Genomic DNA, 14,342 nt, shown 5'->3' on the forward strand with positions numbered 1-14,342 from the left:
AAATTTATAATAATTTGATATGAAGAAACTAATAACTTCTTTAGCGCTGGTATTATCAGCATTATCCAGCTATGCAATTACTCCTTTGTGGATGCGTGATGCACGTATTTCACCGGATGGATCAGAAATTGTTTTTTGTTACAAGGGTGACATTTATAAAGTCCCTGCACAAGGAGGAACAGCTGTTCAACTCACCACACAAACCTCTTATGAAGCCAATCCGGTTTGGTCGCCCGATGGCAAGCAAATTGCGTTTGCCAGTGACCGGAATGGAAATTTTGATTTGTTCATTATGCCTGCTGACGGAGGTGCCGCTCGGCGACTGACCTATCATTCTGCATCTGAAATACCGTCGGCTTTTACTCCGGATGGAAAGTATATCTTTTTCTCTGCCTCTATACAGGATCCGGCAAGCAGTGCCCTGTTTCCTACAGGAGCAATGACGGAATTATATAAAGTTCCTGTTGCTGGCGGACGTACCGAGCAAGTGCTGGGCACTCCTGCAGAACTGGTCTGTTTTGATAAAACAGGGAAGAACTTTCTTTATCAGGATCGTAAAGGTTTTGAGGATGAATGGAGAAAGCATCATACTTCTTCCATTACGAGAGATATCTGGTTATATAATATCCAAACGGGAAAACATACGAACCTGACAAACCGGGGAGGAGAGGACCGTAATCCTGTGTATGCACCTGATGGTAATGCTGTCTATTTTTTAAGTGAGCGTGATGGAGGTTCCTTCAATGTGTATACTTTCTCTTTGAATACTCCACAGGAAGTGAAAGCTGTGACTACTTCCAAAACTCACCCGGTACGTTTTTTGTCTGTCAGCGATAAAGGTACCTTATGCTATACCTATGATGGTGAGTTATACACACAGAAGTCTGGTGCACGTCCGGAAAAAGTAAAAGTAGAACTTGTCCGTGATGATGAGCAGCAGCTTGCTACACTTAAATTCTCACAGGGAGCAACTTCCGCTTCTGTATCTCCGGACGGTAAACAAGTTGCTTTTATTGTACGTGGTGATGTGTTTGTGACCTCAACTGATTATGCTACCACCAAGCAAATCACAAATACTCCGGCAAAAGAAGCTGCCGTTTCTTTTGCTCCGGACAATCGGACACTGGTTTATGCCAGTGAACGAACCGGTAACTGGCAACTTTATACCGCTAAAATAAGTCGTAAGGAAGACCCGAATTTCCCTAATGCTACTCTTATTGAAGAGGAAGTATTATTACCGTCCAAAACGGTAGAACGTGCTTATCCGCAATATTCACCGGACGGTAAAGAATTGGCTTTTATCGAAGACCGTAATCGTTTGATGGTACTCAATTTGAAAACAAAAAAGGTACGTCAGGTAACGGATGGTTCTACATGGTATAACACCGGAGGTGGATTCGATTACGAATGGTCGCCTGATGGTAAATGGTTCACTCTCGAATTTATAGGCAACCGCCACGATCCTTATTCGGATGTAGGCATTGTCAGCGCACAGGGAGGGGCAACTACTAATCTGACAAATAGTGGATATATCAGTGGTGCTCCGCGTTGGGTACTCGATGGGAATGCTATTCTTTTCCAAACCGAACGCTATGGTATGCGTGCGCATGCTTCCTGGGGATCGCAGCAAGATGTGATGTTGGTGTTTCTCAATCAGGATGCTTATGATCGTTACCGTTTGAGTAAGGAAGATTTCGAATTACTCAAAGAATTTGAAAAGGAACAGAAGAAGGCAAAGGAGAAAGACGATGATAAGACGAAAGACGGAAAGAAGTCTAAGGCGGAAAAAGCAGACAAAGGAAATGCTGACAAGGGAAAGAGTAAAGTAGATAGCAGCAAAGATAGCGATCAGGAAGAGTCCGCCGAGGATAAGGCAGACCAAAAAGAGATACTTGTCGAGCTGAACGGCATTGAAGACCGTATCGTACGTCTGACTCCCAATTCATCCGACTTGGGTAGTGCCATACTTTCAAAAGACGGGGAAGATCTTTACTATTTCTCTGCGTTCGAAGATGGATATGACCTTTGGAAAATGAATCTCCGTGAAAAAGATACGAAGCGTCTGCACAAACTCAATACCGGTTGGGCATCGTTGATGTTGGACAAAAAAGGAGATATCTTTTTGTTGGGAAGCCGGATTATGCAAAAGATGGATGCCAAGTCGGATGCGTTGAAGTCCATCAGCTATCAGGCTGAAATGAAAATGGATTTGGCTGCCGAACGTGAAACGATGTTTGACCATGTGTACAAACAGCATCAAAAACGCTTCTACAATGTCAATATGCACGGGGTTGACTGGGATGCTATGACTAATGCTTATCGTAAGTTCCTGCCTCATATTGATAACAATTATGACTTTGCAGAATTATTGAGTGAGTGGTTGGGTGAGCTGAATGTTTCACATACCGGAGGACGTTATTCTCCCAAAGGAAAAGGAGATGTCACTTCTAATCTCGGACTCTTGTTCGACTGGAATTATCAGGGAAAAGGAATGCAGATTGCTGAAATAATAGAAAAAGGTCCGTTCGATCATTCACGTACCAAAGTAAAGGCTGGTTGCATCATTGAAAAGATTAATGGAGAAGAGATAACTCTCGATAATGACATAACCTGCTTGCTGAATAATAAAGCAGGGAAGAAAACATTGATTTCAATCTACAATCCACAAAGTAAAGAGCGTTGGGAAGAAGTGGTGATGCCGGTCACCAACGGGCAACTGAATGGATTGTTATACAAACGTTGGGTAAAACAACGTGCGGCAGATGTTGAAAAATGGTCGAAAGGACGTTTGGGATATGTTCATATTCAGTCGATGGGAGATGACAGCTTCCGTACTGTATACTCGGACATTCTTGGAAAATATAACAACTGCGAAGGCATTGTGATTGATACCCGTTTCAACGGTGGTGGCCGTCTGCATGAAGATATTGAAATACTGTTCAGTGGTCAGAAGTATTTTACACAAGTGGTACGCGGACGTGAAGCCTGTGATATGCCGAGTCGTCGTTGGAACAAACCTTCCATTATGCTGCAATGTGAAGCTAACTACTCGAATGCACACGGAACTCCGTGGGTATATAAACATCAAAAGATTGGCAAACTTGTCGGTATGCCTGTTCCAGGTACTATGACAAGTGTGTCTTGGGAAACTTTACAAGATCCTTCACTGGTTTTTGGTATTCCTATCGTCGGTTATCGTTTGCCTGACGGCAGTTATTTGGAAAATACCCAATTGGAACCGGATGTAAAGGTTGCCAATAATCCGGAAACAGTAGTCAAAGGAGAGGATACCCAACTAAAGATGGCTGTGGATGAACTTCTGAAAGAGATAGATAGTCAGAAGAAGTAAATACGAGTATAATTATATCTAAAATAAAGAGTCGCTTCTTTGAAAGAATCAATCAGATTCTAACAGAGAAGCGACTTTCTTTTATAGTGATTTTCTTATATTGACCTTTTTATATGACTTCTTTTATAAGGCGTTTATTTTAAATAGATATAGGGCTTACTTCCAGACCGGCAGTAATCTATGGAGGGTTTTTCTAGTCATTATCTTCTGATTCAGGAAGCTGACGATATACCCCGTTATACAAGCGGCAATGAGTGATCCTTCGCGTACTCCCTGAATACCTTGAGTCAGCAGGAGCGAGAGAATCACGGCTAATGTAACCAAAGTAATATCAAAATAAACTTTGAACTTTCCAAATTCCTTGTTATAATGGCGGGATGCATATTTCACAAATGCTTCTGCGCTCATCATGGCTACTTTTGGTTTCAGTTCAAGCACTACTCCGATAGACTGCACCATGCATCCTGTAAGTAATAAAGCAATCGACATACCATAATTAGCGGGATGCAGTTCGCTTGTCAGCATCATATTGAAATCAATGAATGCCGAAAAGATAAAAGAGAACGGTAGTTGAAGAAGAATTTCAATAATATCCTGTCGGGTTCTATTCTTTCGGATTAACCAGAACTGTCCCAGGATAAGTACCATGTTGATGATAAATGTGCAAGTACCCAACGATAAAGGACTATTCAGGCTTAATACATAATTGATGCTCGATATGGGAGTAGTTCCCAATGCCGAGCGTATAATCAACACGATACCTGCCGCTAAAAAATAGAGTCCGATAACAAACACTAAATACCTCTTAAAAATCTCTTTCATTTCCATGTCTTTTTAACCTCTTTCTATTGATTCCTTTTTCATGTATTGAAAAGGATATGCAAAGGTCTTGTTTTTTACTCTGAAATAGATTATCTAATTCCATACAGTTTTTGTCATATCCGAAACAAATCGTATTTTTACGTCATAAAATAAAGGTGTAAATGGTAAAATCTCGTATATTTGATAATACACAGTTGTTGAAGGAGCATCCTGAACTTCCTCATTATAAAGAGGAGGTAGTCTGTTTCCGGAGTGAATATAAAGATAGAAGTTATCCGGCAAATGAATGTTATTTCAATCGGGAGCTTTATATGATATTCGTTCTTGAAGGCCGTTCGGAAATTCTACTGAATGGAGAGTTTATTGCGATAGAACCGAATATGTTACTTATTCACGGAGCAAATTATCTCACGGAACATCTTTATTCAAGCCGGGATATTAAATTTATCACTCTCGCCCTTTCCGAATCTATGCGGACGGACGATTCATATCTGACACAAATCACGGCAATCCTGTTGGCAACCATGAGGCGGAATAAGCAATATACGATTCAGTTGACAGAGTATGAAGCTCAAATCATCCATAAGGAGCTGGAAGTATTGATGCATCTGATGAATATTGAACATCATTTCCTTTTCCGGCGTATACAGGCAGCCTGCAATTCTCTGTTTTTGGATATAGCAGATTTTCTTTCTCGAAAGACCGTTATCAAAAAAGAGATCAGTCGTAAAGACCATGTTCTGCAAGAATTTCATGCACTCGTTACCCGTAATTTCAGGGAAGAACATTTCGTGAGCTTTTATGCGGATAAACTGGCTATTAGTGAACAGTACCTGGCACGCATTGTACGTCTTGGAACAGGTAAGACTATCAATAGCCTTATTAATGAATTGTTAGTAATGGAAGCGCGTACTTTATTGAGTTCTACCAAATTTACGGTTGGCGAGATTGCTGCTAAACTGGGGTTTAGTGATGCAGCCGGTTTTTGTAAGTTCTTTAAAAGAAATGCGGGACAGACTCCGTTGAATTATCGGAAAGGATTATTGATTTGAACGGAAAGGATTGCTGAACTGAATGGGGAATTACTGAACTGAATAGAGAATATAATGAATTTAAATAATAAGTTGACTGATTTGAATGAAAATGGAAGTAGGTTGATGCAACTGTCCTTAAAGACCGTATACATCAACCTACCTGAATATATAGTGCATGGGTTTGATTTTAACCGATCACTGCTGTGATATCTTCTACAATCTGTTCATCCGTCAGATGATTGGCACGGAGAAACTCCTGTATATCATATCGGTCAACAAATTCTTTTTTAGCTCCAAAGTTCAGAACTTTCATGTTTGTAGCACCATAATAACGGGTAATCTTTTCACCGAAACCGCCATCCAATACACCGTCTTCCAACGTAATCACTAATTCGTGATCTGCTTTCAGTTCATCCATCAGTTCGTTGTCTACACCGGTGATATAACGTGGATTGATGAGTGTTGCGTCAATATTGGCTTTTTCTTTCAGAAGTGATGCAACCGACTGTCCCAATCCATAGAACGAACCTAAAGCAAGAATGGCTACTTTCGCTCCACGATGCGTCACTTTATAGCGATTGAGAACACTATAATCAGTCTCCACCGGTTCCCCACAAGTAATAACATCTGTTGCCGGCACACGGATTGCAACCGGGTGTTCATTTTGGCGGATGCTCCATTCTAGCATAGCAAGATATTCCTCTTTGCAAGTCGGTGCCAGATAAACCATATTCGGAATATTACTGATAAGCGGAATATCGAAGAAGCAGAGGTGAGTTACATCATTCATTCCGGACAGTGTACCCCAGAATACCAACAAAACAGCCGGGTTATTATTGATACAGAGATCTTGCGAAAGTTGATCGTATGAACGTTGGATAAATGTACTATACACTCCGTAAACAGGTTTTCCGCCATTGGTTGCGATACCCGAAGCAAGAGCTACTGCGTGTTCTTCTGCAATACCGACATCTACAAACTGTTTGCCAGCTTCCTGGCGGCGGTCCGGAGTGAATCCGAGAACGGCAGGAGTACCCGAAGTGATTGTCACCACACGAGAATCTTCTTTCATCTTTTTTAGCAGATATTGAGCGGTTACTTCGCTGTAATCTTCTTCCTCATAACTGACTTTTGCTTCTCCGGTTTCCGGATTGAATGGAGTGCGCCAGTGATAAGTCTCTTTATCTTGTTCGGCATGTGCATAACCTTTACCTTTTAAGGTATTAATATGCACTACTATCGGATGCTGAATATCTTTCACTTTGGAGAATGCTTCAATCAACGCCTGTACATCGTTACCGTCATTTACATATATATAGTCCAGTCCCATCGCCTTGAAGAAGTTACATTCGCACTGACCGTTACTGTCACGCAATTCTTTCAGGTTCTTATATAGTCCACCGTGATTTTCGGCAATAGACATCTGATTGTCATTGACAATAATAATCATGTTTGTACCAAGCTCCGCCATATAGTCCAATCCTTCAAATGCTTCGCCGCCACTTAAGGAACCGTCGCCTATCACAGCTATGATATTCTCATTGCCACCGATCAGGTCGCGTCCTTTTGCCAATCCGCTAGCCAGGCTGACGGAAGTGGAAGTATGACCGATAACAAAAAAATCATGCTTACTTTCTTGTGGTTCGGAATAACCGGATACGTTGTCATACTCTGCCGGATAGAGAAAAGCATCTTTCCGTCCGGTCAGCATCTTATGTACATAACTCTGATGCGATACATCAAAAACAATCTTGTCTTCTGGTGAGTTGAATACATAATGTAAAGCGATAGTCGCTTCCACCATTCCGAAATTAGGGCCGAAATGCCCGCCGTGTTCACTCAACTTTTGCAGGAGTGATGCACGGATTTCATTACTTAAATCATTGAGTTCTTTAAACGATAACTTCTTTACGTCTGCGGGAGAGTAAATATTTTCTAAATACATATCAATTTGTTTTTTACGTTTATACCTATTATCTTTATCACACTGCAAAGATACTGCTGATTTTAGATTCGGTTTGTATATAGATTACGGATTATTTTACCTATATTACCGACCTTGGAAAATAGGACTGACGATAAACATAAAAATAGTAGATAATATATATTGGAGGACAACATATATGAATAGTGATTATAAAGTGGGCGATTTAATTTATGATGCAAATATTTATGATGCGATGAATACTAATCTAGATGATTGGTACTTTTATAAGCGATGGCTGCCGGAAAACAAGGATGCCCGGATACTTGAACTTTGTTGTGGTACGGGCAGGCTCACTCTGCCCATTGCAAAGGAAGGATATGATATTACTGGGATTGATTATACCCCTTCAATGCTTGCCCAGGCAAAAATTAAAGCTTCCGAAGCAGGATTAGAAATAAGTTTTATCGAGGCAGATATCAGAACTTTGAATTTGCCGGAAAAATACGACTTTATCTTTATTCCGTTTAATTCAATTCATCATTTATATAAGAATGAAGATTTATTTAAGGTATTTAATGTCGTTAAGAATCACCTCAAAGACGGTGGCTTATTTCTGTTTGATTGTTTTAATCCGAATATCCAATATATAGTTGAAGGTGAAAAAGAGCAGAAAGAAATTGCTGCATATACAACCGATGACGGTAGAGAAGTATTGATAAAGCAGACAATGCGATATGAAAATAAAACTCAGATTAACCGTATCGAATGGCATTATTTTATCAATGGCAAGTTCAACTCTATTCAAAATCTGGATATGAGAATGTTCTTCCCTCAAGAGTTAGATTCATATTTGGAATGGAATGGTTTTCATATTATTCATAAGTATGGCGGATTTGAAGAAGAGGCATTTGACGATAATTCGGCAAAACAGATATTTATTTGTCAATGTGACTTAGTGTATTGAGATTTTATTAATAAATAAGTGAAAATGTAATTTGTCGGCAATCAGTATGGTAGCGTGGTTGCCTAAAGGCCTTTTGGGGCTGTTTTCATCCTTTTGAACTGGAAGTACTCATCAGAATTCTTTTTCAGTTTTGACTTTTCTCATTTTGTTTAATGATTCTTTTGTTACTTCTCGTAATAAATTTGGCGTTCGCTAAAGTAGGAAGTCTGACTTTGGCTTCCTTGGTTTTGATACTTACTTCATTTCCTTAAATAGGTTAGAATAGATATTATAGCAGATTGATAAAAAATAGAATCTGTAATTCGGGTAATAATGTCAGTAATTCATCTACATACAGTCTCTTTCTTTCATCGTATTTTTACAATGTAGAAAGTAGACAATCAATTCTTTAATAATTAAAAATAAGAGATATGAAACGGATTTTATTATTAACAACTGTATTTATGATGATGCTTGGAACTAGTTTTTCTTCTGCACAGACAGATGCAGATAACTTTTATAAAAGTGATTTGGTAAGTGTGGAGAAAGTTTCTTTTTCCAACCAGTATAAAATGAAGGTAGCCGGAAATTTGTTTCTGCCTAAGAATATGAAAGAAGGGGACAAATACCCTGCAATCATTGTCGGACATCCAATGGGAGCTGTCAAGGAACAGAGCGCGAACCTTTACGCAACGAAAATGGCCGAACGGGGTTTTGTAACACTCTCCATAGACCTGTCTTTTTGGGGTGGGAGTGAAGGCGAGCCGCGCAATGCTGTTCTGCCGGAAGTTTATGCGGAAGACTTTAGTGCCGCAGTTGATTTTTTAGGTACCCGTCCGTTTGTCGACCGGAATCTGATTGGAGTAATCGGAATTTGCGGCAGTGGAAGTTTTGCTATCAGTGCAGCGAAAATAGACCCTCGCCTTAAAGCCATTGCGACAATCAGTATGTACAATATGGGTACGGCTAGCCGTAACGGGCTAAAACACTCATTGACATTGGAACAGAGAAAGCAAATAATGGCTGAAGCAGCAGAACAGCGTTATGCTGAATTTTTAGGTGGAGAAACTAAATATACCGGTGGCACTGTACATCAACTGACAGAAAAGTCCAGTCCGATTGAACGGGAGTTCTATGAGTTCTACCGTACACAAAGAGGAGAATTTACCCCCGACGGAGCAACTCCTATGACCACCACTCATCCTACACTTTCAAGTAATGTGAAATTTATGAATTTCTATCCTTTCGAAGATATTGAGACTATTTCACCCCGCCCTATGTTTTTCATCACCGGTGAAAATGCCCACTCACGTGAATTTAGTGAAGACGCTTACCGATTGGCCGCCGAACCTAAAGAACTGTATATAGTACCCGGCGCCGGACACGTAGACCTTTACGACCGTGTAAGCCTTATACCATTTGACAAGCTGGAATCTTTCTTCAAGGAGTATCTGAAGAAATAGTGATAACAGGAAGTGTAAATGTAACTTTTGAAATAACAGATTAAAGAATAAACTAATGGAACAAATAAGAAATAAAGAATATGGAGGCGAACGTCCTCTGTTCGCGACCCACGACCTTCAACTGGAAGATGTAACAATTCACGCCGGTGAATCTGCATTGAAAGAATGTAGTAATATTATAGCAATCAACTGTCGCTTTGAAGGAAAATATCCTTTTTGGCATACCAACGGATTCATTGTGAAAAACTGTCTCTTTACAGAGGAAGCCCGTGCTGCTCTATGGTACTCTCAAAGTCTGCAAATGGCAGATACCTTGGTAGAAGCACCGAAGATGTTCCGTGAAATGGACGGAATAAAACTCGAAAACGTGCAGTTGCCTAATGCTTTGGAAACGTTTTGGTATTGTCGTAATATAGAGCTGAAGAACGTACAGATTGATAAAGCGGATTACCTTTTTATACACAGTGAGAATATTAAGATACAAAACTATGCCCAAAACGGGAACTATTCGTTCCAATATTGCAAGAATGTAAAAATCCGTAATGCAGTTATCAACTCCAAAGATGCTTTCTGGAATACGGAAAATGTAACAGTCTATGATTCCGAGCTGAACGGAGAATATCTGGGCTGGCATTCTAAAAACTTACGTCTGGTAAATTGCAGGATTTCGGGGACTCAACCGCTTTGCTACGCACATGATCTGGTGATGGAAAATTGTACGATGGCGGAAGATGCTGACCTTGCTTTTGAACACAGTAGTGTGAAGGCAACGACTAAAAGTCCCGTTCATAGCGTAAAAAATCCTCGTACGGGAAGTATTGTTGCCGAAAGTTTCGGAGCAATCATTTTGGACGAAAATATTAAATCACCAGCAAATTGCGAATTGAAACTTTGGGACGATCTAACCTGTTTTAATTGAAATATGAAGTATAATTTCGATGAAATTATTCCACGCAGAGGAACGAATTCTTATAAATGGGATTCGGCTGAAGATGCGGATGTATTGCCGATGTGGGTAGCTGATATGGATTTCCGTACGGCTCCCCCTGTCGTGGAGGCATTGAAGAAACGGGTGGAACATGGGATTTTCGGTTATGTACGTGTACCTGATGCATACTACGAGGCAGTTCTAAATTGGTTTGCTCGACGGCATGCCTGGCAGATAGAGAAAGAATGGATTATTTACACCACCGGTGTTGTGCCAGCAATATCTGCTGTGATTAAAGCGTTGACACTGCCCGGAGATAAAGTAATGGTGCAGACACCTGTATATAACTGTTTTTTCTCCTCCATCCGTAATAACGGATGCGAGATGATTGCCAATCCTTTGGTATATAGAAACAGGGGCTATCAGATTGACTTTGATGATTTGGAGCGGAAAACTTCAGACCCGAAGGTCAAACTTCTGTTGTTATGTAATCCGCACAATCCCGCCGGAAGAGTGTGGAGTAAGCAAGAGTTAAGGCGGATAGGTGAGATTTGTATTCGAAATAATGTCTTTGTGGTTGCGGATGAAATTCATTGTGAATTGGTATTTCTGGGGCATGAATATACTCCTTTTGCTTCTATATCAGAAGAATTCCTACTGAACTCGGTCACTTTTGTTTCGCCTAGCAAAGCCTTTAATTTGGCAGGACTTCAGATTGCCAATATCATTTCCGCAGATGCAGATGTACGGAGGCAGATAGATAAAGCGATTAATATAAATGAAGTCTGTGATGTGAATCCTTTGGGAGTGGAGGCGTTGATAGCTGCTTATAATGAGGGTGAAGAATGGCTGGAAGAACTTAAAATCTATTTGTTTGCGAATTACATCTATTTAAAAGGTTATTTCGAGACCTATCTTCCGGAGTTTCCTGTAATGATGTTGGAAGGTACGTATTTAGTTTGGGTAGATTGTTCGGTTCTGCATCTGGCGTCAGCGGAAATAGTCAAAGACTTGTTGAAGAAAGAAAAACTTTGGGTAAACGAAGGTAGCCTGTATGGAGAGGCTGGTGAAGGATTTATCCGTATCAATATTGCCTGTCCGCGACAGCGGTTGATAGATGGATTAAACAGATTGAAGCGGGCTTTGAAATAATAAAATAATTGTCAGTTTATTGAGAGATCCCCCTTCTCACTCCCCGTAAATACGAATGAAAAAAAGTAGTGGCCTTGAAAGACTTTTTGCCTTTCCTTCTCGGAGCACTCTAGTTTATGGCTACCGGGATTATATTTCTTGGAATTTGTCATTTGCGGGGAGAACAAATTATAAAGTTATAAAGAAAAAGCTTGGTCAAACGTTCTCATTTTAATGATATAATTCCTTATATTTGTATCAGGATGAATAAATCAATAATTTGAAAAATGAGAACGGAAAAAGAAAAAATGTTAGCGGGAGAAGTTTATGATTGTGCTGATAATGAGTTATTGACCAGATGGCATAAAGCAAAGCAGCTTCAACAGGAGTATAATAATACTCTCACTACTGATGCAGGTAAAATTTCTGATTTATTAGATGAATTAATCGGTTCAAGGGGGGATAATGTTTGGATTAGTGCTCCTTTCTTTGTGGACTATGGTGAGAATATTTATATCGGGAAGAATGTAGAGATCAACATGAATTGCGTTTTTCTTGATTGTAACAAGATTGTTATCGGTGATAATTCGGGGATTGGGCCGGGAGTACATATTTATACTGTTTTTCATTCTACAAAGGCATCGGAAAGAACCTCTGAAAACAGTACTTTTTGGAAGTCGCAGACAGCTCCGGTGATTATTGGCAATAATGTGTGGATTGGTGGAGGATGCATCATTCTTCCGGGAGTAACTATTGGCGATAATACAACTATTGGGGCAGGGAGCGTTGTCACAAAGTCTATTCCGGTCAATGTGCTGGCGGTTGGCAATCCGTGTAGAATCCTTAAACAGATAGAGGATTGACGCTTCTTTTTTCCATCTATATATTAAATAATTTACCTGTATTGTGGTAAAAACTTCTTGTTCGTAATGTGTAGAAAATGCACATACTTCAAAATCTGTAATTTGGGTTTCTATATCCGTAATTTGTATCATAAAGAGTTGGAACAGAATAGCTAACTTTGCATTATCAGAGAGTTCATAAATAATAAACCATACGTAGTTATATGAGAAAATTGTTTTTTATTATTGTAACAGCTATCGGAATGATGCAAATCCCGATGCAATCTATAAATGCACAGAATATGAAAAAAGAAGAAGTACCTCAAAACATCAGCGCATTTCCGGTAGGAAAAGCGAATACAGGATTCGAACAATATTTCACGGGTAGATCTTGGCTGGCACCGCTGACTGGTAACAAAGACTTGAATGTACCCATGTCCAACGTTACTTTTGAGCCTGGCTGCCGGAATAATTGGCACAGCCATACGGGTGGACAACTCCTGATTGCCGTCGGCGGTGTGGGATATTATCAGGAACGTGGTAAAGCGGCGCGCCGTTTACTTCCCGGTGATGTGGTTGAAATTGCTCCGGACATAGAACACTGGCATGGCGCCGCTCCCGATAGTTGGTTCTCACATCTGGCTATCGGATGCAATCCGCAGACCAACCAGAATACATGGTTGGAACGAGTGGATGACCAACAGTATGCCGAAGCAACGAAAGGTAACGTAGCAATCGGACTGCAAGCTACCGATCCTGAATTGGACGATATATTTAGTAATTTTACAAAAGAAGTGCAAGAATACGGTGCACTGGACATTAAAACCCGTCTTATGGTAACATTGGCATCCAATATTGCTTCACAAGCGCAGGCCGAATACCGCATCACACTCGAAAGCGCACTTAATGAAGGCATTGCTCCGATAGAAATAAAAGAAATCCTTTACCAGTCAGTAGCCTATGCGGGCATGGCTAAGGTCAGAAATTTTATCGGTATCACCAATGATATATTGCTCGCCCGTGGCGTGCGTCTTCCTTTGGAAGAACAATCGGTTGTATCATCCGAAACACGTTTCAATAAGGGACTAGAATTGCAGAAATCCATATTTGGTGAACGGATAGAACAGATGCATAAGAACGCTCCCGACAATCAGAAGCACATCCAACGTTACCTCTCCGCCAACTGTTTCGGCGACTATCAGACACGTAGCGGACTGAATGTAAAGACCCGCGAACTGATTACATTCTCGATACTTGTTTCTTTAGGCGGCTGTGAATCGCAGGTAAAAAGTCACATACAGGGAAATGCCAACGTAGGGAATAATAAAGATACGTTGCTGGCAGTCGTAACGCAACTCTTGCCATTTATTGGTTATCCGCGCACACTCAATGCCATAGCCTGTCTGAACGAAGTGATTCCGGAAAAATAATAAAGACATTGATGCATCCCGAAAGATAACGATTAAAATCTATCCGGGACTTGACAAACGCTTTTTAATGTTATATATTTGTAGTCCGGGAAAGTATGAAACGAATGATTACTAAATGAAAAACGAGACGGAATATGGATATGAAATGGATGGAAAATAGTATAATATTACAACGAACTTAGCTCATTCCCTTAGCTTATACTAGGGGATAAGGCAACAGATATAGCCCAAAGGCTGCGAACTTTATAGAGTTCGCAGCCTTTTTTGTAACCTATTATTGAATATATTTTTGCAAATTCAGATTTTAAAGTTTATAATAAACAGGGGGGACGTTTATAATAAACGGTCACAGTATTTATTAATAACGCTCTTTATGTTTATGTGGTAGGTTGTTATCTTTTTTGTATAACCTTTCTCTAAAGGGTAGAAACTTGTGTGGTTGTGGTAATAATAATTGATATGTTGACTGGGTA

Annotated in this window: 10 protein-coding genes; 8 read left to right on the forward strand and 2 right to left on the reverse strand. The window is 40.2% G+C overall.

Annotated elements, in window-relative coordinates; translation table 11 throughout:
- Positions 1-19: 19 nt before the first annotated feature.
- Positions 20-3,349: a S41 family peptidase gene (locus DW862_RS10140; RefSeq protein ID WP_120068020.1), complete on the forward strand. Its 3,330-nt coding sequence runs from the start codon at positions 20-22 to the stop codon at positions 3,347-3,349.
- 156 nt (positions 3,350-3,505) lie between these two features.
- Here DW862_RS10140 and DW862_RS10145 read toward each other — a convergent pair whose 3' ends face one another.
- Positions 3,506-4,177, reverse strand: coding sequence for a YitT family protein (locus DW862_RS10145; RefSeq protein WP_004297076.1), 672 nt, complete (start codon positions 4,175-4,177; stop codon positions 3,506-3,508).
- Positions 4,178-4,332: 155 nt separating this feature from the next.
- On the opposite strand from DW862_RS10145, the gene DW862_RS10150 reads away from it, so the two are divergent.
- Entirely contained in the window at positions 4,333-5,223 is an 891-nt protein-coding gene (locus DW862_RS10150) for an AraC family transcriptional regulator (RefSeq protein WP_004304051.1), read from the forward strand.
- A 169-nt stretch (positions 5,224-5,392) separates the two neighbouring features.
- Here the strand turns inward: DW862_RS10150 and DW862_RS10155 are convergent, their stop codons facing one another.
- Entirely contained in the window at positions 5,393-7,150 is a 1,758-nt protein-coding gene (locus tag DW862_RS10155) for a 1-deoxy-D-xylulose-5-phosphate synthase (protein WP_120068023.1), read from the reverse strand.
- A 178-nt stretch (positions 7,151-7,328) separates the two neighbouring features.
- On the opposite strand from DW862_RS10155, the gene DW862_RS10160 reads away from it, so the two are divergent.
- The 6 genes from DW862_RS10160 (at position 7,329) to DW862_RS10185 (ending at position 13,869) form a co-directional block, all read left to right on the forward strand.
- Positions 7,329-8,096, forward strand: a complete 768-nt coding sequence (locus DW862_RS10160; RefSeq protein ID WP_120068026.1) for a class I SAM-dependent methyltransferase — start codon at positions 7,329-7,331, stop codon at positions 8,094-8,096.
- A 410-nt stretch (positions 8,097-8,506) separates the two neighbouring features.
- A complete protein-coding gene (locus DW862_RS10165) occupies positions 8,507-9,538 on the forward strand; it encodes an alpha/beta hydrolase (RefSeq protein ID WP_118195306.1) in 1,032 nt (343 codons plus the stop codon).
- A gap of 55 nt (positions 9,539-9,593) precedes the next feature.
- Entirely contained in the window at positions 9,594-10,457 is an 864-nt protein-coding gene (locus tag DW862_RS10170) for a DUF3737 family protein (RefSeq protein ID WP_120068029.1), read from the forward strand.
- Positions 10,458-10,460: 3 nt separating this feature from the next.
- Positions 10,461-11,618, forward strand: a complete 1,158-nt coding sequence (locus DW862_RS10175) for a MalY/PatB family protein (RefSeq protein WP_120068033.1) — start codon at positions 10,461-10,463, stop codon at positions 11,616-11,618.
- 266 nt (positions 11,619-11,884) lie between these two features.
- On the forward strand, positions 11,885-12,460 hold the full coding sequence (locus tag DW862_RS10180; protein WP_120068036.1) for a sugar O-acetyltransferase: 576 nt from the start codon (positions 11,885-11,887) through the stop codon (positions 12,458-12,460).
- 203 nt (positions 12,461-12,663) lie between these two features.
- Entirely contained in the window at positions 12,664-13,869 is a 1,206-nt protein-coding gene (locus DW862_RS10185) for a carboxymuconolactone decarboxylase family protein (protein WP_120068040.1), read from the forward strand.
- Positions 13,870-14,342 lie beyond the last annotated feature (473 nt).

The sequence above is a fragment of the Bacteroides sp. AM37-9 genome (assembly GCF_003603455.1).
GTDB classification, from domain to species: Bacteria; Bacteroidota; Bacteroidia; order Bacteroidales; family Bacteroidaceae; genus Bacteroides; species Bacteroides xylanisolvens.